Annotated in this window: 20 protein-coding genes; 10 read left to right on the forward strand and 10 right to left on the reverse strand. The window is 72.0% G+C overall.

Going from position 1 to position 21,666, the window contains the following annotated elements; translation table 11 throughout:
• Positions 1-473 precede the first annotated feature (473 nt).
• The 3 genes from G5C65_RS10550 to G5C65_RS10560 all read right to left on the reverse strand — a co-directional run bounded on the left by G5C65_RS10550 (position 474) and on the right by G5C65_RS10560 (position 3,338).
• The gene (locus tag G5C65_RS10550; RefSeq protein WP_165298486.1) at positions 474-1,148 is read right to left on the reverse strand and encodes an N-acetylmuramoyl-L-alanine amidase; all 675 of its coding nucleotides are present in this window, start codon (positions 1,146-1,148) and stop codon (positions 474-476) included.
• Positions 1,149-1,328: 180 nt separating this feature from the next.
• Complete coding sequence (locus G5C65_RS10555; protein ID WP_165298487.1) at positions 1,329-2,381, reverse strand: sigma-70 family RNA polymerase sigma factor; 1,053 nt, start codon at positions 2,379-2,381, stop codon at positions 1,329-1,331.
• A 462-nt stretch (positions 2,382-2,843) separates the two neighbouring features.
• On the reverse strand, positions 2,844-3,338 hold the full coding sequence (locus G5C65_RS10560) for an ATP-binding protein (RefSeq protein ID WP_165298488.1): 495 nt from the start codon (positions 3,336-3,338) through the stop codon (positions 2,844-2,846).
• Between the two features lie 138 nt (positions 3,339-3,476).
• Here G5C65_RS10560 and G5C65_RS10565 point away from each other — a divergent pair, with 138 nt between their 5' ends.
• From G5C65_RS10565 to G5C65_RS10580, 4 genes are all read left to right on the forward strand, one after another.
• Positions 3,477-4,349 carry a Scr1 family TA system antitoxin-like transcriptional regulator gene (locus G5C65_RS10565; protein ID WP_165298489.1) on the forward strand — a complete coding sequence of 291 codons (873 nt, stop codon included), beginning with the start codon at positions 3,477-3,479 and terminating at the stop codon, positions 4,347-4,349.
• A gap of 4 nt (positions 4,350-4,353) precedes the next feature.
• Positions 4,354-4,602, forward strand: coding sequence for a DUF397 domain-containing protein (locus G5C65_RS10570; RefSeq protein WP_165298490.1), 249 nt, complete (start codon positions 4,354-4,356; stop codon positions 4,600-4,602).
• Positions 4,603-4,889: 287 nt separating this feature from the next.
• Positions 4,890-5,450, forward strand: a complete 561-nt coding sequence (locus G5C65_RS10575; protein WP_165298491.1) for a hypothetical protein — start codon at positions 4,890-4,892, stop codon at positions 5,448-5,450.
• Positions 5,451-5,548: 98 nt separating this feature from the next.
• Entirely contained in the window at positions 5,549-6,349 is an 801-nt protein-coding gene (locus tag G5C65_RS10580) for an SGNH/GDSL hydrolase family protein (RefSeq protein ID WP_165298492.1), read from the forward strand.
• 87 nt (positions 6,350-6,436) lie between these two features.
• On the opposite strand, the gene G5C65_RS10585 is transcribed toward G5C65_RS10580, so the two are convergent.
• Positions 6,437-7,750 (reverse strand): SWIM zinc finger family protein, encoded by a 1,314-nt coding sequence (locus G5C65_RS10585; protein ID WP_165298493.1) that lies wholly within the window; start codon positions 7,748-7,750, stop codon positions 6,437-6,439.
• Positions 7,747-10,752 (reverse strand): SNF2-related protein, encoded by a 3,006-nt coding sequence (locus tag G5C65_RS10590; RefSeq protein ID WP_165298494.1) that lies wholly within the window; start codon positions 10,750-10,752, stop codon positions 7,747-7,749. The genes G5C65_RS10585 and G5C65_RS10590 overlap by 4 nt, the downstream gene beginning before the upstream one ends.
• A gap of 155 nt (positions 10,753-10,907) precedes the next feature.
• Between G5C65_RS10590 and G5C65_RS10595 the strand changes: the two genes are divergently transcribed.
• Positions 10,908-11,090: a hypothetical protein gene (locus G5C65_RS10595; protein ID WP_165298495.1), complete on the forward strand. Its 183-nt coding sequence runs from the start codon at positions 10,908-10,910 to the stop codon at positions 11,088-11,090.
• 128 nt (positions 11,091-11,218) lie between these two features.
• Here the strand turns inward: G5C65_RS10595 and G5C65_RS10600 are convergent, their stop codons facing one another.
• Positions 11,219-11,824: a class I SAM-dependent methyltransferase gene (locus G5C65_RS10600; RefSeq protein ID WP_165298496.1), complete on the reverse strand. Its 606-nt coding sequence runs from the start codon at positions 11,822-11,824 to the stop codon at positions 11,219-11,221.
• 133 nt (positions 11,825-11,957) lie between these two features.
• On the opposite strand from G5C65_RS10600, the gene G5C65_RS10605 reads away from it, so the two are divergent.
• The 4 genes from G5C65_RS10605 to G5C65_RS10620 all read left to right on the forward strand — a co-directional run bounded on the left by G5C65_RS10605 (position 11,958) and on the right by G5C65_RS10620 (position 14,395).
• Positions 11,958-12,269 (forward strand): DUF742 domain-containing protein, encoded by a 312-nt coding sequence (locus G5C65_RS10605; RefSeq protein ID WP_165298497.1) that lies wholly within the window; start codon positions 11,958-11,960, stop codon positions 12,267-12,269.
• Positions 12,250-12,828, forward strand: a complete 579-nt coding sequence (locus G5C65_RS10610; RefSeq protein ID WP_165298498.1) for a GTP-binding protein — start codon at positions 12,250-12,252, stop codon at positions 12,826-12,828. Before G5C65_RS10605 ends, G5C65_RS10610 begins: the two co-directional genes overlap by 20 nt.
• 92 nt (positions 12,829-12,920) lie before the next feature.
• On the forward strand, positions 12,921-13,313 hold the full coding sequence (locus G5C65_RS10615; protein WP_165298499.1) for a roadblock/LC7 domain-containing protein: 393 nt from the start codon (positions 12,921-12,923) through the stop codon (positions 13,311-13,313).
• 167 nt (positions 13,314-13,480) lie between these two features.
• Positions 13,481-14,395 (forward strand): DUF6397 family protein, encoded by a 915-nt coding sequence (locus G5C65_RS10620; protein ID WP_165298500.1) that lies wholly within the window; start codon positions 13,481-13,483, stop codon positions 14,393-14,395.
• Here the strand turns inward: G5C65_RS10620 and tesB are convergent.
• Together tesB and G5C65_RS10630 are read right to left on the reverse strand one after the other, a co-directional pair.
• On the reverse strand, positions 14,346-15,218 hold the full coding sequence (tesB, locus tag G5C65_RS10625; protein WP_165298501.1) for an acyl-CoA thioesterase II: 873 nt from the start codon (positions 15,216-15,218) through the stop codon (positions 14,346-14,348). The genes G5C65_RS10620 and tesB overlap by 50 nt on opposite strands.
• A gap of 46 nt (positions 15,219-15,264) precedes the next feature.
• A complete protein-coding gene (locus G5C65_RS10630) occupies positions 15,265-17,793 on the reverse strand; it encodes a DEAD/DEAH box helicase (RefSeq protein ID WP_165298502.1) in 2,529 nt (842 codons plus the stop codon).
• Positions 17,794-17,943: 150 nt separating this feature from the next.
• Between G5C65_RS10630 and G5C65_RS10635 the strand changes: the two genes are divergently transcribed.
• Entirely contained in the window at positions 17,944-18,741 is a 798-nt protein-coding gene (locus tag G5C65_RS10635) for a metal-dependent hydrolase (protein WP_165298503.1), read from the forward strand.
• Between the two features lie 192 nt (positions 18,742-18,933).
• Here the strand turns inward: G5C65_RS10635 and G5C65_RS10640 are convergent, their stop codons facing one another.
• Together G5C65_RS10640 and G5C65_RS10645 are read right to left on the reverse strand one after the other, a co-directional pair.
• Positions 18,934-20,724 (reverse strand): ABC transporter ATP-binding protein, encoded by a 1,791-nt coding sequence (locus G5C65_RS10640; protein WP_338146309.1) that lies wholly within the window; start codon positions 20,722-20,724, stop codon positions 18,934-18,936.
• Positions 20,721-21,666, reverse strand: a 946-nt coding sequence (locus G5C65_RS10645) for an ATP-binding cassette domain-containing protein (protein ID WP_165298504.1), incomplete at its 5' end; no start/stop codon positions are given. The genes G5C65_RS10640 and G5C65_RS10645, both read right to left, overlap by 4 nt.

Raw genomic sequence — 21,666 nt, forward strand, 5'->3', positions numbered from 1 at the left:
GGCAGGTGCAGTGGCCCGTACGCACCCTGACCCCGGCCCCCGGGCGGTGGGCGGGGGACACGCCGATCCGTAAGTCCGTGCAGCCGCCCCACTCGACCGTGCTGCCGGCCCGCACGTCCCCGGCGCTCATGGACCCACCGGTGCCGTGCGGACCTGGGCGGAAACTGGCGGACACGGTGGGTGGCCCGCTGTCGCTCCAGTGCCCCCGGGGCTGGCCGGGCGGTGTGCCGTCAGTCCGGACGGCGGCCTGGGCGGCGGTACCGCCCAGGGCGAATGCTGCGCAGACAACCGCTGCGGCAGGTCCGTGCCATCGATAGCGTCCCGTCACGCAGGCGAGAATGCGTGGGGTACGGCGATCTTCGGAAGGCTTTCCTCCGGAAGTCACACGATCTGCTGAATGGTTGTCGGTATGCGTGCCTTACCGGTTCCTCCGTGCCTGCGGCGCACGTCGGTTCGGCGGGCGGGCCGCCGCGTCAGGCGCTTCGGACCAGCTCGATGTAGCGGTCCCAGTCCCAGTGCGGACCGGGGTCGGTGTGGTCGGCGCCGGGCACCTCGTTGTGGCCGATGATGTGGTCGCGGTTCTTGGGGATGCCGTAGTCGTCGCAGATGTTCGCCGTGAGCGCGGCCGATGCGGCGTACATCTCGTCCGTGAACCATCTGTCGGGCTCGTCGATCCAGCCTTCGTGCTCGATGCCGATGCTGCGGGTGTTGTAGTTCCAGTTCCCGGCATGCCAGCCGATGTCCGTCTCGCGCACCATCTGGGCGATGTGGCCGTCGGAAGAGCGGATCACGTAGTGCGACGAGACGTTCTTGTCGGGATTCTGGAAGATGTCGATCGCGTCCTGGAACGTGGTCTGGGTGACATGGATCACGACGAAGTCGACGGGATAGGTCGCGGGGCGGTTGGAGGCCGTGAAGTTGGAGGGGTCGGCCGGGATCCACTCGGCTCCGGGGTAGTCCACGTCTCCAGGGGCTTTCGCGCGGCTGTTCTGATCGGCTGCCTGCCCGGCGGCGAGTGGTGCCGCGGCCGAGGCGCCCGCCGCGAGCGCGAGGCCCGCGCCGCCGCGCAGCAGCGTGCGGCGTGAGGGGACGCGCAGGTGCGGGCCGGTGGGCGGAGAGGACGTGGTGTGCCGTCGTACTGGAGCCATCGTGTCTCCCGTGGGGGAAGTGTGGTGAGGGCACGTGCCTGTCGGATTGACGCGCGTCGATAGTGGCATCCGGCCACCCGCCTGCCAAGAGAGGTGCGTCCGGGCCGCGGATGGCTCCATGGCCCCATGGCCCGGACGGGCGTTCTCTGCTGCGGCGGCCGCCGTGCTGCGGCCCGGCACTCAGCCCTGCGTGCGGCCTCCCCTGCGCACCGCGGCCTCGTCGCCCGGCCGGATGATTTCGGGCAGGCCGAAGACCGTGAAGAGTGACGGGCCGAAGAAGGCGCCCACATGGGCCACGCGCCGCTTCTGGAGCGTGAGGACCTGGAGGTGGAAGGGCAGGTAGCTGCCGTCCGCCTGCAGGTTGTAGAGCCCGAAGGCGGGCTGACCGTTGGCCGACGTGGGCACCATGAGCCCCTCGTCGCGGCCGATGGGGCACTGGTTGGCGATGAGCCGCATGATCGTGTCCCGGCCGCGGAACCACTGCGGGAACGGGGGCATCTCCCAGACCGCGTCCTCCTTGAACAGGTCGACGATCGCCGTGACATCCGACTTCTCGAACGCTGCCGCGTACCTGTCCAGCAGCTCGCGCATGGCCGGGTCGGTGGGCTCGGTCAGCTCCTCCTCCGCCGGCGCCGCCTGTTCGAGCTGGGCGCGGGCGCGCTGCAGCGCGCTGTTCACACTGGCGGTCGTGGAGCCCAGGAGCTCGGCGACCTCGGCCGCGCGCCACTTGAGCACGTCACGCAGCAACAGCACTGCCCGCTGCCGCGGCGGCAGGTGCTGGAGCGCCGCGACCAGCGCCAGGCGCATGCTCGACTTGGAGACCACGACAGCGGCCGGGTCGGAGGGCTGCTCACTGCCGAACATCGCGTCCGGTATCGGCTCCAGCCAGGGCACCTCGGGCGCTTCGGAGACCGGCCGCTCGGGATCGTCGGTCGGCGCGCCGATGCCCGACGGCATGGGGCGGCGGCCGCGCTGCTCGATCGCGGTCAGACAGGCGTTCGTCGCGATGCGGTACAGCCACGTCCGCAGCGAGGAACGGCCCTCGAAGCGGTCACCGGCCCGCCAGGCACGCAGATAGGTGTCCTGCACCAGATCCTCGGCGTCGTGCACCGAGCCGAGCATCCGGTAGCAGTGCGCCAGCAGCTCGTTGCGGTACGGACGCGCCTGCTCCAGCAGGTCGTCCGCGGGCGGGGCCTCGGGGGCGACAGTCTCGGTGGGTGGCTTCTCTGCCATCGTCCTTGCCTTTCGTCCTGCACCGCTCATCGATGCCTGCTCGGCTTCTGCCAGCTGCTTGGAATATAGAGCAGGGCACTGACAGCGGCGCCCGAGCCGCCGGCCCGCCGCGGCAGGACACGGGCGCGCCACTGGCGGCGCACCGGTGACGGCCGTGGGGCGCAGCCCAGTGTGCTCCTTCCACCGTGGCGCACGCGGGTGTTTCCCGGCCACCCGTGGCCGCCGCGCTCCGTGGCGCCCCGGCGCACAAGCGGTCGGAACGGCGCCCGCCCCGCGCGCTGCCAGGGCTCCCCGCGCAGCGGCCGCAGGCGTGTGGTGACGACGGTGCCACCGAGCGTGTCCAGATGCCGTGGAGACGGCGGAGTGGGCGAGGTGCCGGGAGGAAACGGGCGGAGCTGCTCGCCGCAGTGCTGCTCAGCGCTGCTCGGAGTGGGGCGGTGCGAGGCGATGCGGGGCGGTGCGTCAGGAGAACGTCCGGTCGCACTCCAGCTCGGCCCATACGGCGTGCCCGTCGGCTCCCTGGCCACCCGGCTGCCCCGGGCGTATCCCCCAGTCGTCGGCCAGCACGCTGACGAGCAGCAGTCCGCGGCCGCCCTCCCCGTCGCTGTCCTCCTCCTGTGGGCCCTCGGCGGAGACCGTGCGGATCTGGGCTGCCCCGCCCCCTTCGTCGGTCACCTCCAGCCGCAGGCGTACGCCTATCACCCACAGCTCGCAGCTGACCTTCTCGCTGTGGGTGTGCCGTACGGCGTTCGTGAACAGCTCGGACATCATCAGCTGCACATCGGCGCAGGACTCTTCGTCGACGTGCCACTCGCGCAGCCGGTCGAGGACGCGCGCGCGGGCCAGGGACACCGACGAGTCGCGCGCGGGGAGGTGGAACGCGTCACGCAGGGGACGGGTGATGAGCGCACCGTCGGGGCGGTGGTTGAAGGACAGGGCGTCATGGGGGGCAGCCACGGCTCTACTATGCGGTTCGTCACTCGCGTATGGCAAGGATCAAACTGTGAATTGCAGAACGGCGCCAGGCAGGCTGTCGTTTGAGTTGGTCGCCATGCCAAACTGCCCCTCTGAGAGCACAGTTGGAAGGGAGCGGCAGTGGCGGACTCGCGGGCGGGCGGTGGCGCACCCACCGTCCTGCGCATCGTGCTGGGCAAGAGGCTTCAGCAACTGCGCGAGAAGGCGTGTCTGTCCTACGAGCAGGCCGCCAAGGCCCTCGACGTCACCCACGCGACCGTGCGCCGGATGGAGAAGGCCGAGGTCGGCCTGAAGGTGCCGTACGTGGAGAAGCTGCTGCGCACCTATGGGGTCATGGACCCCGAGGAGCTTGAGGGCTTCATCGCCCTCGCCCGGGAGGCGAACCAGCCGGGCTGGTGGCACAGGTATCGCGATGTGCTCCCCGAGTGGTTCAGCGTCTTCGTGAGCCTGGAGACCGAGTCGCACGAGATCCGCGCCTATGAGCCGCACTACGTCCCCGGCCTGCTGCAGACCGAGAACTACGCCTATGCCGTACTGCGTGCCGGTATGCCGCATGCCCCGGAGGACGAGGTCAAGCGGCAGGTGTCGCTCCGTCTTGAGCGCCAGGCGGTGCTCCACCGGGAGCGTCCGCCCATGCTGTGGACCGTCGTGGACGAGACGGTGCTGCGCCGCCCCATCGGCGGTGCGGCCGTGATGCGCGAGCAGGTCGACCATCTCATGGAGGCGGTCAGTCGCCACCAGCACATCCGACTGCAGATCATGCCCTTCAGCTCGGGGCCGCACCCGGCGATGTACGGCCCCTTCCACCACTTCCGGTTCCCCCTTGAGGAGCTGCCCGACGTCGTCTGTTCGGAGAGCCTGGTAGGCGCCGTCTACTTCGATCAACGGGACGACGTGTCGGGTTTCCTGGAGGCACTGGACCGGATGTGTGCCCAGGCCGTGCCGCTGTCGCGGACCCTGGACGCCCTCAGTGCACTGCGCAAGGAGATCTGAATCCATGGCTCGTACCCACACGCGTATCTACAACGGGATGCCCGCGAAACACCTGGGCAGCGAGGGCTGGCACAAGCCATGGAGCGGCGGCAACGGCGGCAGCTGCGTGGAGGCCCTGATGCTCGCGGACGGCCGGGTCGCCCTGCGGCAGTCCACGGATCCGGACGGGCCCGCGCTGATCTGCAGCCGTCACGACATCACGACGTTCGTCCTCGGCGCGAAGGCCGGCCAGGCAGACTTCCTCGTCGCCTGAGAGGGCACTCACCCCGGACCGTGTGCGGCGGACGGCTCCCGGCGTCGATCGGTGGCCGGGAGGCACATCGCCCTGGGTAAGCGGGACATGACAGGGTGGCAGATATGTCGATGCCGCCACCGCCCAGCCGGCCGCCGTCCGGCAGTCAGCCGCCCGGCCATCCGCCAGGCGGCTTCGGACCTCCCGGGTCCGGGGGACCGGGCCCGCCGGGGCCGGGCGGTTGGCCTCCTCCTCCTTCTCCTCCTCCCGTCCCGCCGCCCGGGGGCGGACCGCGCAAGGGGGCGATCGTGGCGGCGGTCGTCGGCGCGTGTGTCCTGGTGCTGGCTCTGGTCACGGCCGGCCTGTTACTGCTGGCCAGAGACGACGGAGATGAACGCACAGCGGGCGAGGCGCCGGGCGGCGGTGTCTCCGGGACGGAGGCGCCGGGCGGCGGGCCGGACAGACCGCCCGGTCCTGGGGCGTCGGGCGATACGAGCGGAGTGCCGCTGCCGTCGTTCCTGCTGAGCGTCGGCGACTGCTACGACCGTGCGGACGAGGGTGAGGGCGAGGACGAGGGCGCGAGCGAGGGCCGGGTGGAGACCCGCGACTGCGGCGAGGCGCACGACGCCGAGGTCGTGAGCCGGAAGACGATCGAAGGGAGCTTCGACACGGACGCGCAGGTCGCCGAGGAGGCCGAGTCGCTCTGCCGCACCGCCCTGCGGGCCAAGGCGCGGCGGCAGCCGAGCGGCACCGTGGGCGGCACGCTCATCTCGTACCCCAAGGCGCGCGGAGTGAACGCCGGGATCGACCGGGTGACGTGCAGCTTGACGGCGGGTAAGGGAAAGAAGCTCCACAAGCCGCTGCTCTGAACCGGCGAACGTGTGAAGATCGAGGAATTGGCATGAACGCGTTTGGCCAGGGGTATATGCGAGTGACTGTCCGCTCCAGGCCCCCCATGAGAGGTCCCATGAAGCTGCGCAGATGGGTGACTACGGCTACCGCCGTGTTCGCGTTCCTCGGACTGTCCCTGGCCGGTACCGCTTCCGCCCAGCCGGAGGCCGCCGCCTCCGGCTATGTCGCTCTCGGCGACTCCTACTCCTCAGGGGTGGGCGCCGGGAGCTACGACTCCGGCAGCGGCGACTGCAAGCGGAGTGCCAACGCGTATCCCGAGCTGTGGCGAGCAGCCAACTCGCCCTCGTCCTTTGACTTCACCGCCTGCTCCGGCGCCCGGACCGGTGATGTGCTGGCCGACCAGATGGGCCCCCTCGACGCCTCGACGGGGCTCGTCAGCATCAGCGTCGGCGGCAACGACGCCGGTTTCGCCGACACCATGACCACCTGTGTGCTCGAAGGCGAGAGCGCCTGCCTGACCCGGGTCCAGCAGGCCCGCGACTACATCGCGGGCACCCTCCCCGGGCAGCTCGACAAGGTCTACGGCGCCATCTCCGACAAGGCCCCCAACGCCGAGGTCGCCGTGCTCGGCTACCCGCGCATGTACAAGCTCCAGGGGAGCTGCGTCCTCGGCATCAGCGAGAAGTCCCGTGCGGCCATCAACGCCGCCGCCGACGATCTCAACGACGTCACCGCCAAGCGCGCGGCCGACCACGGCTTCCGCTTCGGCGACGTCCGGCCGGCCTTCACCGGGCACGAGATCTGCTCCGGGGACGCGTGGCTGCACAGCGTCACCTTCCCGATCGACGAGTCCTACCACCCCACCGCCGCGGGGCAGTCCGGCGGCTACCTGCCGACGCTGAACGGCATCGCCTGACGCGCGGCCCCCGCCGGGTGCCATGACTCCGGCGCCGACCCACGCTGCCGCCGACCGGTGCTCCGCACCGGTCGGCGGTCGGCGTTCTCAGCGCTGCTCGCCGTCCGGGTGACCGGAGTCCGCCGTGCCGCTGTCCAGTGCGACAGCGAGTGCCGCGGACGGGTCGGGCTCAGGGCCGCCGACAGGCCACCATCGGCCCCGCTCCTTCCGGTACGGCCACCAGCGTCCGTCCCGTCCGCAGCGCACCTGCGCACCCGTACCGGTGAGCGTCCACCTGTTGCCGGAGGCGTGCAGCCGGGAGTCCGTCTCGCCGTCGCCCCACGCGGTCTCCACCTGGGCGCGGGCCCGCGCCAGCGCTTCGGAACCGGGGGGCCGGTGGTCCTCCAGCACGTCCAGGGCAGCCGGGCCGCCGAACTCCCAGGCGCGCACGGCCAGCCGGAGGTCCTGCCGGGTACGGTCACAGCCCCGGGCCAGTCGTGCCGGCACCTCACCGTCCGGACCGTCCGGCTGGGCGGAGGCCAGCCGGACGGCGTCCTGCCACTGCGTCAGCGGCGGGGAGGGCGGACGGTGCTCATGGCCGGGCGAGAGCGCCTCGGCGAGCATGCGGCGCGCCCGTGCCGCCGCGTCCGCCGCGAGCAGCTCCAGCGCGGCGACGTCGACCTGCGGCGCCTGCTCGCCGCCGTCGAGGACCGCGACCCTGGCGGCGTCCGACACCGCCAGGGGTGGAGCGGGCAGCGGCGGCAGCACCGCGCCCAGGGCGAAGGCTTCCTGCGCGTCCACCCCCTCGGGCCTCTCGGGCGACTCCGCAGCCGGCTCGTGCCGCGGCCCGGCGGCCCGCGCGGCGCTGCGCGCCTGGAGGGCGTCCAGCACCTGCCGTTCGTCCCGGCCGCGCGCCAGCAGCAGCACGAACGGGTCCTCGTCCAGCAGCCGGGCCACCTGATAGCTGAGTGCCGCCGTGTGCGAGCAGTGGTCCCAGGCGCCGCAGGCGCACTCCGGATCCAGGTCCCCGATGCCGGGCAGGAGTTCGAGGCCGGCGTCCGCGGCGTCCTCGGCCAGGGACGGCGGCATATCGCGGTCCAGGAGCGCCGCGATGTGCCCGGCCTTGTCCGCGATCATGTCGAGCAGCCGGTCCCACTCGTCGCTCTCCAGTTCGCGCAGCAGCACGTCTGCGCGGTGCGGAGCCCGGTCGCCGCCGAGCACCACGGCCGTGATGCGCCCCGGCCGGACGGACACGGCGCCCACCGCGCCCCGCCGGGCGTATGTGCGGCCCTGCCGGAGCTGCTGCCCGTCCAGCGCCGTGTCCTCCAGGGCCTTCAGCCAGGTCTGGCCCCACCAGGTCTGGGCGAAGCCACGCCCGCGGGCCGGCGGCAGGGCCGCGAAGACTCGTTCCTGCTCGGTCATCGGTCGTCCTTTCGCAGTCGGACGAGCTCGCCCAGCTCGGCGTCGGAAAGTTCGGTGAGCGCGGCCTCTCCGGAGCCCAGCACGGCGTCGGCCAGCGTCTGCTTGCGGCGGAGCATGTCGGCGATGCGGTCCTCGATCGTCCCCTCCGTGATGAGCCGGTGCACCTGGACGGGTTTCGTCTGGCCGATGCGGTACGCGCGGTCGGTCGCCTGGGCCTCGACTGCCGGGTTCCACCACCGGTCGAAATGTACGACGTGGTCGGCGCGGGTCAGATTGAGCCCCGTGCCTGCGGCCTTGAGGGACAGCAGGAAGACAGGGACGGCCCCTTCCTGGAAACGGCGCACCATCTCCTCGCGCTCCCCGACGGACGTACCTCCGTGCAGGCACTGTGCGGCCACGCCCCGTCCGGCCAGATGCCGCCCCAGAAGGTGGGCCATCCGTACGTACTGGGTGAAGACCAGCACACGCGCGTCCTCCGCCAGCAGGGTGTCCAGCAGCTCGTCCAGCAGTTCCAGCTTTCCCGAGCGTCCTGGCAGCGGTCCCTGCTCCTCCTTCAGATACTGCGCCGGATGGTTGCAGATCTGCTTGAGGGAGGTGAGCAGCCCGACGACGAGTCCCCGGCGGGCGATCCCCTCGGTTCCGGACAGCGTGGCGAGGGACTCGCGTACTACCGCCTCGTACAGTCCGGCCTGCTCACTGGTGAGGGGGACGGCGCGGTCGGTTTCCGTCTTCGGCGGGAGTTCCGGCGCGATGCCCGGGTCGGACTTGTGGCGCCGCAGCAGGAACGGCCGTACGAGCCGGGCCAGCCGCTCTGTCGCGGCAGGGTCACGGCCCCCCTCGGCCGCGTCCGCGTAGTGCCTGCGGAAGCTGCCCAGGCGGCCCAGCAGGCCGGGGGTGGTCCAGTCGAGGATCGCCCACAGCTCGGTGAGGTTGTTCTCCACCGGTGTGCCGGTGAGTGCGACCCGCGCCTGTGACGGGATGCCGCGCAGCGCCTTGGCCGTCGCCGAGGAGGGGTTCTTGACGTGCTGCGCCTCGTCCGCGACCACCATGCCCCAGGGACCGCCAGGCCCCGGGGCCAGGTGCCCGGTGTCCAGGCGCATGGTGCCGTAGGTGGTCAGGACGACCTCGCCGTCCGCCAGCTCGTCCAGCGTGCGCCGGGCGCCGTGGAACCGGCGTACGGGGGTGTCCGGTGCGAACCGCCTGATCTCGCGCTCCCAGTTGCCCATCAGCGAGGTCGGGCACACGACGAGGGCGGGCCCGGCGGTCGCGGGCTGCTGCTGCCGGTGGAGGTGGAGCGCGATGAGCGTGATGGTCTTGCCCAGCCCCATGTCGTCCGCGAGGCAGGCGCCCAGCCCCAGTTCCGTCATCCGCCGCAGCCAGTCCAGCCCGCGGAGCTGGTAGTCCCGCAGTGTCGCCTGCAGCGCCGGGGGCTGGGGGAGGGGCGTACGGTCGGCGGGCTCCGGGTCGGCCAGCCGCGCCCGGAGGTCCTCCAGCCATCCCGTGGCGGTGACCTCGGCGTGCTCGCCGTCCTGCTCGGTGACGCCCGTCAGGACGGATCCGAGCGCGTCGAGCACGCCGACCTTGCGGTCCTGCCGCTGCCGTGCCCGGCGCACCGCCTGCGGATCCACGAGCACCCACTGGCCGCGCAGCCGTACGACAGGGCGGCCGGCTTCGGCGAGCCGGTCCAGTTCGGCACGGGTCAGGTCGTGGCCGCCGATCGCGAACCGCCAGTTGAAGCTCAGCAGGGCCTGCGGTGACAGCAGTGGGGGCGGTCCCGTTCCGGGCCGGCCGCCGAGCGGTCCTGAGGGGGGTCCCGCCGCGTCGTCGTCGCCGGGGCCGACCACCGCTCGCGCGGTCAGCTGGTGTGCGAGCTCCCGCGGCCAGTGCACCTGGACGCCCGCGGCCTCCAGGGCTCGGGCGGTCGAAGGGCTGAGCAGATCGGTGATCTCCTCGTCCGCGAGATCCAGCCCGTCAGGCACGGCGGCGGACAGCAGCGGCGTGAGCGGTTCCCAGACCCCGGCCGCCCGCCGCAGCGCGAGCAGCGCGTCCGCGTGCACGCGTGGTCCGAAGCGGTCGCTGACGGGCGAGGTGCCCGCCCAGACATCGGCCGCGTCGGCCACGATCGTCGGGTCGGCAGCGCTGTGCAGTTGCAGCACACCGCGAAAGCGCGGGGTGGCGCCCGTTGCGGACGCGTCATCCCGGAGCGCCGCCGCCCGCTCCGCTGCCTGGTCCTGGTCCTGCTCCTGCTCCTGCTTCTGGTCATGGTCATGGTCTGCCGGAGGCAGGCCGGTGACCTCGATGCGGAGGGACAGCCGTGCGCCCGAGTCGTGCCCCGCGGCGACACCCTCCGCCCAGGCGCGCAGCTCCGGGACCCGCTGCGGCGACGGACCGGCGAAGACCGGTCCGCCGGCCGCAAGGGGCGCGGCGGGCGTCCGCGGGAGCGCGTCCGCGACGGCGTCCAGGAACGCACGCACCTGGCGTTGCGGTTCGGGGAGTCGCGGCGGCTCCGGTCCGGTGAGCGGTACGGCGTGTGCGTACGGCGGCATGGCCGCGGCCAGCTCGGCCATGACCTGGGTGTCGGCCGGTTCCAGCGGGCCGAACCGCCAGGTGTCATGGCCATCCGGACTCAGGCCGGGCAGAAGTCTGCCCTGTGCGGCGATGCGGAGGGCGAGCAGTGCTGCGGCGCCCCAGAAGGCTGCGGCGGTTCCGGTGCCCGCGGCGTTCGCCCGGGTGAGGACGGGCAGCGCCTCGGTCACCGGCAGGCACAGCGCGGGCACCCGGCGCGTCCGCACCGTGCCGTCCTCGTCCGGGAGCGCGACGGTGAGTGTGGTCTGCTCGGGTCCGGGCCCGAACCCGGGCGCGGACCCGGTCGCCGTCGGTGGTGCGCCGTCCGGGCGCCAGAAGGCGATCTGCGTGCAGCGTGGCGGATCGGCGGGCAGCAGCGCTGCCGCGCAGTGTCTGAGCTGTGCTGTCTGTTCTGGCGTGGGCACGGTCTCTGCCACGGTGCTGACATGCTCCTCAAATTTGACTAGTGAGCGGGGGCGGTTGAGCGTACCCCACGGGCGAGCGCCGTCGGAAGCGCGTATGGAACCTCAGGGCGTGAAATGGCGTTCAATGGAATGAGCGGCGGATGCTGCTGTGCGGAGGAGGGATCGAGATGACCAACCGAGGCAAGGTCGCCGTCGGCGGAGTGGCTGTCGGGCTGCTCCTGTGGTGGCTGACCTCGTTCTGGATCGCTGTGCTGGTGATCGTCGGTGTGCCGACGGTGGCGTATCTGATGCTGGACCCCTCGCAGCGGCGCAGGCTGCGCCGGGTCAGCCGCAAGGAGCTCGACCGCTAGCGGGGGGGCGAGACAGTCCGTCGAGGCCGGCAGGCGATGCCGGTGAAGGTCGGCAGCGATGCGGGCCGGCGGGCCCGACCGGTCAGGTCCGGCCCGCCGGGCGGGGGCGCCGGGTGTCCGCATGCTTCCTAGGCGGGCCGCTCCGCCCGCGCGAGATAGCGGGTGTCCTCGTCGGTGCAGGAGATGAGCCGCCACCCGTTGGCGGCCAGCAGCGGTCCCAGGTTCGGCTCGGCGCGGATGTCGTCCGGTGTCAGCGGGCGTCCGTGGCGCGTGGCGAGTGCGGCCCTGCCGACCGGGTGGAAGAGCGCGAGTACGCCTCCGGGGCGGACGACTCTGGCGAGCTCCCGCAGCCCGGTGTCCGGGCCGGGAAGGTGTGAGAGCAGGCCCGCCCCGAACACGGCGTCCAGGGAGGCGGTGGGAAGGGGGAGCCGTACGACGTCGGCGAGGAACAGTGCGGCGTAGGCGTCCCGGCCCTTCCGCACCGCCTCGTCGAGCATCGCGGGAGTGAGGTCCGTGCCCAGCACCGTGCCCGAGGGGCCGACGGCGGCGCGCAGTGCGGGCAGCGCCCGCCCCGTGCCGCAGCCCGCGTCGAGGACGGTGCCGCCCACGGGCAGGTGGAGTTCGGAGATCGCGGCCGCGTATGCCGGGCCATCGTCGGGGAAGCGTGAGTCCCAGGTGGCCGCTCTGGAACCGAAGAACTCCTGGACGGCAGCTGTATCGTGATCACCGGTCATACGGCCATCATCGCGCATTTGCCTGTCATGTCCTGATGCCATCCGAGCGGTGCGGGACTGATGGCCGTCAACTCCCAGCAGTTTTCGGCAGGCGCCCGGCATCCGCGGCCGTCCGAACTAGCGTCCCGGTGCCATGAGACAGAGAGACCGTGTATTCGATCTGGCCGCGCAGGTCGCCGTGGCGCCGGGCGCACGCACCGCGGAGTTGGGGGCGGGGGAGTGGCTCGGCCCCCGGCACACCGCGGTGCTGGACGCCTGCCGGGTCTCCGCTCGCCCCGTCGCGGAACTCGCCGCCGAGGCAGGGCTCACCGTAGGGACCGTACGCGCGCTGCTCGACGACCTCGTGACCTGCGGCTGTGCCGTGGTCCACCCGCCCGCGCCACCGGCGGACCAGGTGGGTGCCCGGGTGCTCGGCGAGGTGATCGATGCGCTCCGGGCGGCGTGACGCGGACGGCGCGGGCACTCCTGGCGCTGTGAAGATCGTTGTGACGGGCGGCCCCGGCGTGGGCAAGACCACCCTGGTGGGCACGGTTGGTGAGCTGCGCACCCTGCGGATGGAGGACCCGTCGACAGGCGTGCCCGCCGGTACCACCGTGGACTTCGGGCGGATCGCCGTCCGGCGCGGCCTGACCGCCTGCCTGTTCGGCGCATCGATGAGTGGAGGCGCAGAGGAGCTCGGGAACGAGCTGTGCGCGAGGGCGCTGGGGGTCGTGGTGCTCGCCGATGTCCGCAGGCTCGGTGACTCCTTCGCCGCGGTGGACCACGTCGAAGGCCGGCTGCCTTTCGTGGTCGCCGTCAACTGCTTCCCGGGGGTGGAGCGCCACGCTCCGCTCGATATCGCCCGCGCGCTGGATCTGGTGGACGGGACTCCGGTGCTGCTGTGCGATGTGAGAGACCGCGACTCGGGCAAGGAGGTGCTGATCCGCTTGGTCGAGCACGCGGCCCGCTGGTGGGAGCAGGCCCCGTATGCTGTAACGGATGTGACGGCTGGGACAGGTGTGTAGCCCAGCCTGGACTTAGCGTGCCTAGTGGTTGCTGACCGTGCTCTCGTGGGTAAGGGTGGCTCGGCAGATGCCGAGGAAAAGGGGGCAGCGGAGTGGCACTCAACACGGGACTCGACTGGCTGCTGGACGATCTCACCAAGCGGATCTCCGCTGTCCGGCACGCGCTGGTGCTCTCCACCGACGGCCTGGTGACGGCGAGCAGCCAGGACCTCGAACGCGAAGACGCCGAGCACCTTGCCGCGGTCTCCTCCGGGCTGCACAGCCTGGCGAAGGGCTCGGGACAGCACTTCAAGGCGGGGCGGGTGCGGCAGACGATGATCGAGTTCGACGAAGGCGTGCTCTTCGTCACGGCGGCGGGGGACGGGAGCTGCCTGTGCGTGCTCGCGTCCGCGGAGGCCGACATCGGTCAGGTCGCCTACGAGATGACACTCTTGGTGAACCGTGTGGGAGAGCACCTCGGCGTCGCGCTGCGAAGTGGTCAGTGACCTGCGACTTCTTGAGTTATCCACAGGGTGCGCGGGAATCCGGTGCGGACGCTATCGTCGTTGACACACGGTAGTTGAACGACAGCGGGGGGATAGCCGCCATGTCAGTGGAGTCCGCACACGGAGGTCTTGGAACCGGTCCTGATGCCGGGGCGGAGACCGCGAGTATGTCGATGCGCACGGCCGCGCGGGAGCTGGGTCTGAAGCCCAGGGAGTGCGAGCTGGCCGTGCAACTGGGAGTGGTGCGCGCCGATCCTGGCGCCGGATGGGGCCCGTTCCGGGTGCCGCGCGCGGAAGTGGAGCGGATCCGCGGTGCCGAGGGGTTCCCTGCCGGCCTGATGGACCGGCTGTGCGTGGTCGGTCCCGTGGAGGGGGCGCGGCTGCTGGGCATCAGCCCCGCGCGCTTCAACCGGCTCGCCAAGGCGGGCTGCCTTCGCCCGGTGCGCTTCTGTGTGAACCGCTACCGGAACGTGGTGTGGCTGTATCTCGCGGATGACCTGGCGGAGTTCGCGGAGCGCAGCCCTGAGCTGCTCACGGGCAGGGCCCCCGAGTCCGTGCGGAGCGCGCTCGCCGGGGGCGCAGACCGGCGGCCACGCCAGTGGCGGCACCGCCGAGTCGAGCAGCTCCTCCGGCAGGCCGGGGGCGTCTGGGAACGGGCCGCGGCGCGAGCGGCCGTCCTGGACGGGGCGGCGCTCGCAGCGGCCGTGCCCGACGCGGGCGAGCAGGATGTGCTTCGCGCCCTCCGGCCGTCGCTGGCCGACGTCGGCGCCGGCGCACAGGTCAGCACCAAGGAGAGGGTCGCAGACCTCTGCCGGGCCACGGAGGAGAGCGAAGTGCTGTGGTACCAGCTGATGCTGGCTGCCGACCTGGAGGCGGCGCGGGAGGCTGCCGCCCGCGTGCGCGCCGCCCGGTCCGAGCCGATGGCTGAACCGGCGGGGGAGCCGAGCCACCGACCGGACCCCGCGGTGCGGGCGAGCGGCCGGCGCCGCGAGGGATGGCGCTGGCGCCCCTGGCCCCGGCGCGTCCGGAACCTCAGGCGTCCAGCTTTCGGAACAGCCCCTCCTGCGTCACCGACACGATGAGCTTCCCCTCGCGGTTGTAGATCTGCCCCCGGGCGAGGCCGCGGGCCCCTGTGGCCACGGGCGATTCCTGCTGGTAGAGGAACCACTCGTCGGCTCGGAACGGCCGGTGGAACCACATCGCGTGGTCCAGGGAGGCGGTGTCGAACCCCCGCGGGCCCCACAGCGGCTCGACGGGGAGGCGCACGGCGTCGAGCAGCGTCATATCGCTGGCGTAGGTGAGGGCGCAGGTGTGCACGAGCGGATCGTCCCCGAGCGAGCCGATCGCGCGCATCCACACGCCACTGCGCGGCTCGGCGTCCCGCAGCGCGTCCGCGCTCCAGCGCAGGCGCTCCACATAGCGGATGTCGAAAGCCTGTCTGCGGGCCATCCGCTCCAACGGTTCGGGGAGTGTGCCCAGCTGCGCACGGATCTCGTCAGCCAGCGTCGGCAGGCTCTCCGGGTCCGGCACCTCGGGCATGGGGAGCTGGTGCTCGATTCCGGGCTCGGGAAGGTGAAAGGAGGCGGTGAGGTTGAAGATGGTCCGTCCCCGCTGGACGGCGACCACACGGCGGGTGGTGAAGGAGCGGCCGTCCCGGATCCGCTCCACCTGGTACACGATGGGCACCCCGGGAATCCCCGGCCGCAGGAAGTACGCATGGAGGGAGTGCACCGGCCGGTCCGCCCCGACCGTACGCCCGGCGGCCACGAGCGCCTGCCCGGCCACCTGCCCGCCGAAGACCCGCTGGAGGGACTCGTGGGGGCTGCGCCCCCGGAAGATGTTGAGGTCGATCTCTTCCAGATCCAGCAGGTCGGAGAGCCGTTCGGTGGGAGTGCGGCCGGTCATGCGGACGGTTCCTCTCGCGTGTGCTGCGCGGCGGGGGCGGGGCGGGTCACATCGGGCCCACGCCGGTCACTTTGACCACGGCCCGGCCCTCCTCGTCGGAGGCGACGAGATCGACCTCTGCCGAGATGCCCCAGTCATGATCGCCGTTCGGGTCGGCGAAGGTCTGCCGGACGCGCCAGAGCCTGTCCTCGGGGACCTGCTCGATGCTCAGCAGCCTCGGACCCCGGGCGTCCGGGCCCGTGCCCAGGTCGTCGTACTCCTCCCAGTAGGCGTCCATGGCCTCGGCCCAGGCGTCCTCGTTCCACCCGGCGTCGCCGTCCAGCTCGGCGAGCTCCGCCAGCTGGTCGAGCGCGGCCAGCTCCACCCGGCGGAACATCGCGTTGCGGACCAGCACACGGAAGGCGCGCGGATTGCCGGTGACCGGTTTGACCTGGTCGGCGCGGTCCTGGGCCTCCTCGGCCGTCTCGTCCTCCGGGTTCGCGAGCTGCTCCCACTCGTCGAGCAGACTGGAGTCGACCTGACGGACCATCTCGCCGAGCCACTCGATGATGTCCTGGAAGTCCTCCGACTTCAGATCGTCCGGGACGGTGTGCTCCAGCGCCTTGTACGCACTCGCGAGGTAGCGCAGCACGATGCCCTCGGTGCGCGCGAGCTCGTAGAAGGAGACGAACTCACCGAAGGTCATCGCCCGCTCGTACATATCGCGGATGACCGACTTCGGGGACAGCGGATGGTCGCCGACCCAGGGGTGCGACTTGCGGTAGAGGCCGTAGGCGTGGAAGAGCAGCTCCTCAAGCGGCTGCGGGTAGCTGATGTCCATCAGCCGCTCCATCCGCTCCTCGTACTCGACCCCGTCGGCCTTCATCTGCGCGACCGCCTCGCCCTTGGCCTTGTTGGTCTGCGCGGCGAGGATCTGGCGCGGATCGTCCAGCGTGGACTCGACGACCGAGACCATGTCGAGCGCGTACGACGCGGAGTCCGGGTCCAGCAGGTCGAACGCCGCGAGCGCGAAGGTGGACAGCGGCTGGTTCAGCGCGAAGTCCTGCTGCAGGTCCACCGTCAACCGGATCCTGCGCCCCTCCGCGTCCGGTGTCTCCAGCTGTTCGACGACGCCGCCGTCCAGCAGCGAGCGGTAGATCGCGATGGCGCGCCGGATGTGCCGCAGTTGCGAGCGGCGGTCCTCGTGGTTGTCCTCCAGAAGCTTGCGCATCTGTGCGAAGGAGTCGCCGGGGCGGGCGATCACGGACAGCAGCATCGCGTGAGTGACCCGGAAGCGGGACGTCAGAGGCTCCGGTTCGGAGGCGATGAGTTTCTCGAAGGTCTGCTGGCTCCAGTTGACGAACCCCTCGGGCGCCTTCTTCCGGACGACCTTGCGGCGCTTCTTCGGGTCGTCGCCCGCCTTGGCGAGCGCCTTCTCGTTCTCGACCACGTGCTCGGGCGCCTGGGCCACCACGAAGCCCGAGGTGTCGAAGCCCGCACGCCCCGCGCGTCCCGCGATCTGGTGGAACTCACGGGCACGCAGCGTCCGCACCCGGCTGCCGTCGTACTTGGAGAGGGCCGTGAACAGGACCGTGCGGATCGGGACATTGACCCCGACGCCCAGGGTGTCGGTGCCGCAGATGACCTTCAGCAGTCCCGCCTGGGCCAGCCGTTCCACCAGCCGCCGGTACTTGGGCAGCATCCCGGCGTGGTGCACCCCGATGCCGTGCCGCACATAACGGGAGAGATTGCGCCCGAACTTGGTGGTGAAACGGAAGTTTCCGATGAGGGCGGCGATCTCGTCCTTCTCCGCACGAGTCGACATGTTGATGCTCATCAGCGCCTGCGCCCGCTCCACGGCCTGGGCCTGGGTGAAGTGCACGATGTAGACCGGCGCCTGATGGGTTTCCAGCAGCTCGGTGAGCGTCTCCGTGAGCGTCGTCGTGCGGTACTCGTAGGAGAGCGGCACCGGGCGGGTCGCGGAGCGGACCACGGCGGTCGGCCGGCCCGTGCGGCGGGTCAGGTCCTGCTCGAAGCGGGTGACGTCCCCGAGCGTCGCCGACATCAGGATGAACTGGGCCTGCGGCAACTCCAGCAGCGGGATCTGCCAGGCCCACCCGCGGTCCGGCTCGGCATAGAAGTGGAACTCGTCCATCACGACCTGGCCGATGTCGGCGTCGGCGCCGTCCCGCAGCGCGATCGACGCCAGGACCTCGGCGGTGCAGCAGATCACCGGGGCGTCCGCGTTCACCGAGGCGTCCCCGGTGAGCATGCCGACGTTCTCGGTGCCGAACAGCTTGCACAGATCGAAGAACTTCTCGGACACCAGCGCCTTGATCGGCGCTGTGTAGAAGGTGACCTTGTCCTCGGCGAGCGCCGCGAAGTGGGCACCCGCGGCGACCAGGCTCTTGCCGGAGCCGGTGGGCGTGGAGAGGATCACGTTCGCGCCGGAGACCACCTCGATCAGTGCCTCTTCCTGGGCCGGGTAGAGCGAGATCCCCCGCTCTTCCGCCCAGCCCGAGAACGCCTCGAAGAGGGCATCGGGATCGCTGTCGCTCGGCATCTGATCGATAAGGGTGGCTGTCACGCCCCCCATACTGCCTGCTGTCCCCGCCGATCCGGGAACCGGTGGGTCCGCCGTGATCACCGGACGCTACGCTGTGTCGCCGACAGAGCGTCAGCCGGGCGGACCGGGGAAACCGTCGGCCGGATACGGCGGCCGAGCGAGAGCGGGGCGGGAAAACGCATGATGGGACCGGCGCACTCACTGTCCGGGGCGGTTGCCTGGGTGGGGGTGGGTGCAGCGGCCGCGGCGTTCGACCATCCGATGCCCTGGCCCGTGGTCGTGGTCGGGGCGCTGATCTGCGCCGGCGCGGCGCTGGCCCCCGACCTGGACCAGAAGTCCGCGACCATCTCCCGTGCCTTCGGCCCGTTCTCCCGCGCGCTGTGCGGGCTGATAGACGCCCTGTCCACCGCGGTCTACAACGCCACGCGCTCCCGCGGTGAGCGGCGCCGCTCGGGAGGGCACCGGACGCTCACCCACACCTGGCCGTGGGCCGTTTTCATCGGCGTCGGCTTCTCGGCGGCGGCGGTCTTCTGGGGGCGCTGGGCGGTGCTCGGCATCCTGTTCATCCATATGGTGCTCGCGGTCGAGGGGCTGCTGTGGAGGATGGCGCGGGTCTCCAGCGACGTGTTCGTCTGGCTGCTCGGTGCCACCGCCGCCTGGATACTCGCCGAGGTGCTGGACCGGCCCGGGAACGGTGCGGACTGGCTGTTCACGGGGGATGGACAGGAGTATCTGTGGCTCGGGCTGCCGATCCTGCTCGGCGCCATGGTGCACAACATCGGCGACGCGCTCACGGTGTCGGGCTGCCCGATCCTCTGGCCGATACCGATCGCCGGGAAGCGCTGGTATCCGCTGGGCACCCCCCGCTTCATGCGCTTCCGCGCGGGCGCCTGGGTGGAGAGCAACGTCATCATGCCCGCGTTCATGGTGCTCGGGGGCGCCGGGGGCCTGGTGGCGCTCGGCATCATAGGCGGCTGACCTGTTCGCCTGGCCTCCCGGCGTCCCCGGAACCTCGTCCCCGAAACCTCGTCGGCGGGACCTCGTCGGCCGGGAGTGCCTTGTGGGTCCGCTGTGGCCCGCGCCGCCGCACCGGCGAGGGCAGCCCCCGCCCGGCTCGGCACGAGGGGGCTGCCGTACGGGCCCCGGAGCGCGCTCATCGCGCCCCGGGCATCATCCGTGCCAGGACCGCCACAGCGCCGCGTAGGGGCCGGCGGCGGCCACCAGCGCGTCGTGACTGCCGAGTTCGCTGATCCGTCCGTCCTCGACCACGGCGATGACGTCCGCGTCGTGTGCCGTGTGCAGCCGGTGGGCGATGGCCACCACCGTGCGCCCCTCCAGCACCTGCGCCAGCGAGCGTTCCAGGTGCCGGGCCGCGCGCGGGTCGAGCAGGGACGTCGCCTCGTCGAGCACCAGCGTGTGCGGGTCGGCCAGCACCAGGCGGGCCAGCGCGATCTGCTGGGCCTGCGCGGGCGTGACCGTGAGCCCGCCCGAGCCGATCTCGCTGTCCAGGCCCTCGTCCAGGCCACGGGCCCAGGCGTCCGCGTCCACCGCGCCGAGCGCGGCCCACAGCTCGGCGTCCGTCGCGTCCGTACGGGCCAGCAGCAGGTTGTCGCGGAGGGAGCCGACGAAGACGTGGTGTTCCTGGTTGACCAGGGCCACATGGCGGCGTACCTGCTCTGCCGCCATATCGGCCAGCGCCGTGCCGCCGAGCGTGACCTCGCCCCGGCGCGGCCCGTAGATCCCCGCCAGCAGCCGTCCCAGGGTGGACTTGCCCGCGCCCGACGGCCCCACCAGGGCCACCCGGCTGCCGGGCTTCACCCGGAGGGTCACGTCGTGCAGCACGTCGACGTCCGGGTGGTAGCCGAAGCGCACCCGGTCGGCACGGACATCGCGGCCCCGGGGCGTCAGGCCGCTGTCCCCGGTGTCGGGCTCGATCTCCCGCACGCCCACCAGCCGGGCCAGCGAGACCTGGGCGACCTGGATCTCGTCGTACCACCGCAGGATCATGCCCACCGGCTCCATCAGCATCTGCGCGAGCAGCGCGCCCGTGGTGAGCTGGCCCACGCCGATCCAGCCCTGGAGCACGAAGGCGCCGCCGAGGATCAGCACCGCGCCGAGGATCAGCAGGTTGGTGAGGTTGACGGTGGGAAAGATGATCGTCCGGAGCCACTGGGTGTACCGCTCCCAGGCCGTCCACTCGGCGATGCGGCGCTCCGACAGCGCGACACGCCGCTTTCCCAGCTGATGGGCCTCCACGGTGTTGCCCGCGTCCACCGTCTCGGCGAGGGCGGCGGCGACCGAGGCGTATCCGGCGGCCTCCGCGCGGTAGGCGGAAGGGGCCCGCCGGTAGTACCAGCGGCAGCCGAGCAGCAGCACCGGCAGCCCCAGGAGCACGGCGAGCGCCAGCGGGGGCGCGGTGACGGTCAGCGCGCCCAGCAGCAGCCCGACCCACACCACGCCGATGGACAGCTGGGGCACCGCCTGGCGCATGGCCTCACCCAGCCGGTCGATGTCCGTGGTGATCCTCGACAGCAGGTCTCCGGTGCCCGCCCGCTCCAGCACACTCGGCGGCAGGCCCACCGAGCGGACCAGGAAGTCCTCCCGCAGATCCGCCAGCATCCGCTCGCCGAGCGTCGCACCGCGCAGCCGCACCTGCCACACGAACACCGCCTGTACGGCCAGTGCCACCGCGAACAGCACGGCGGTCCGCTCCAGCGGCAGGTCGTGCTCGCCCGCGGCCAGGTCGTCGACAAGGCCGCCGAGCAGGTAGGGGCCCGCCATGGAGGCGATGACCGCGATCGCGTTCACCGCCATCAGGGCCGCGAACGCCTTGCGGTGCCGCCGCAGCAGCTCGCGGACGTAGCCGCGCACCGTGGCGGGGGCGCCCACGGGCAGCGTGGTCGCGTTCTCCGGAGCCGAGGGGTCATAGGCGGGAGGCGCGACGCCGATTCTCGGGTTCACGCGGACTCAGCCCCCTCGGCGGCGGGGAGTGGCATGGACGGCTCCTGTCCGGGGAGGGGCGTGTTCAGCGGCGCGGACCGGGCGGTCCGGTCCGCCCGCTCCGGGTGGGCGTTCTGGGCTGTCCGACGCGCGGGGATCACATGCTCGGCCCGCTGCGGCGAAGGCACTGCCTGGTCGGCGTGCGCGGCGTCCGCGGTGTCCGCGACGGCCTCCGCTTCGGCGTCCGCGGCGTCCGGCTCACGGGTGACGACGGCGCGGTACCCGGCGTTCTGCCGGACGAGCTCACGGTGCGTGGCCGCGGCCACCGCGCTGCCGTCCTGGACGAACACCACGCGGTCCGCGCGGTCCAGCAGCAGTGGGCTGGAGGTGAGGACCACGGTGGTGCGGGCGTCCCTCAGCTGCCGCAAGCCGTGGGCGATACGGGCCTCGGTGTGCGAGTCGACGGCGGATGTCGGCTCGTCCAGCACCAGGACCTCGGGGTCGGCGATCAGCGACCGGGCCAGGGCGAGGCGCTGTCGCTGGCCCCCGGACAGGGACCGTCCGCGCTCCGTGACGCGGGCGCGCAGCGGTTCGCCCTCCGCGTCGGGGCTGCCCTGGGTGAGGGCGGCGAGGACGTCGTCGCACTGCGCGGCATCCAGCGCCTGCTGTAACGGGACCGCTCCGGAGGACGGCACGTCGAGCAGCTCGCCGAGCGTGCCCGAGAGCAGCGCCGGGTCCTTGTCCTGGACGAGGACGAGGGCGCGGGCCTTCTCCAGGGGCAGCCCGTCGAGCTCCACCCCGTCCAGCCGGACCGGCGCCGCCGTGTCGGGTTCGGGGGAGTGGCCGCCGAGCCGGACGGCGAGGCGCCCGGCGGAGTCGGGGTCGCCGCAGACCACGGCGGTCAGCAGCCCCGTCGGGGCGCGCAGTCCACTCGCGGGGTCGTACAGCCCGTCGCCCCTGTCG

The organism is Streptomyces boncukensis (assembly GCF_011045075.1).
GTDB lineage: Bacteria > Actinomycetota > Actinomycetes > Streptomycetales > Streptomycetaceae > Streptomyces > Streptomyces boncukensis.

Coding starts and splice junctions, on each gene's coding strand:
- G5C65_RS10550 (WP_165298486.1), bottom strand. CDS start 1,148: ATGGCTCCAGTACGACGGCACACCACGTCCTCTCCGCCCACCGGCCCG.
- G5C65_RS10555 (WP_165298487.1), bottom strand. CDS start 2,381: ATGGCAGAGAAGCCACCCACCGAGACTGTCGCCCCCGAGGCCCCGCCC.
- G5C65_RS10570 (WP_165298490.1), top strand. CDS start 4,354: ATGGCTCGTACCCACACGCGTATCTACAACGGGATGCCCGCGAAACAC.
- G5C65_RS10580 (WP_165298492.1), top strand. CDS start 5,549: ATGAAGCTGCGCAGATGGGTGACTACGGCTACCGCCGTGTTCGCGTTC.
- G5C65_RS10585 (WP_165298493.1), bottom strand. CDS start 7,750: ATGACCGAGCAGGAACGAGTCTTCGCGGCCCTGCCGCCGGCCCGCGGG.
- G5C65_RS10595 (WP_165298495.1), top strand. CDS start 10,908: ATGACCAACCGAGGCAAGGTCGCCGTCGGCGGAGTGGCTGTCGGGCTG.
- G5C65_RS10600 (WP_165298496.1), bottom strand. CDS start 11,824: ATGACCGGTGATCACGATACAGCTGCCGTCCAGGAGTTCTTCGGTTCC.
- G5C65_RS10605 (WP_165298497.1), top strand. CDS start 11,958: ATGAGACAGAGAGACCGTGTATTCGATCTGGCCGCGCAGGTCGCCGTG.
- G5C65_RS10610 (WP_165298498.1), top strand. CDS start 12,250: ATGCGCTCCGGGCGGCGTGACGCGGACGGCGCGGGCACTCCTGGCGCT.
- G5C65_RS10620 (WP_165298500.1), top strand. CDS start 13,481: ATGTCGATGCGCACGGCCGCGCGGGAGCTGGGTCTGAAGCCCAGGGAG.
- tesB (WP_165298501.1), bottom strand. CDS start 15,218: ATGACCGGCCGCACTCCCACCGAACGGCTCTCCGACCTGCTGGATCTG.
- G5C65_RS10630 (WP_165298502.1), bottom strand. CDS start 17,793: ATGGGGGGCGTGACAGCCACCCTTATCGATCAGATGCCGAGCGACAGC.
- G5C65_RS10635 (WP_165298503.1), top strand. CDS start 17,944: ATGATGGGACCGGCGCACTCACTGTCCGGGGCGGTTGCCTGGGTGGGG.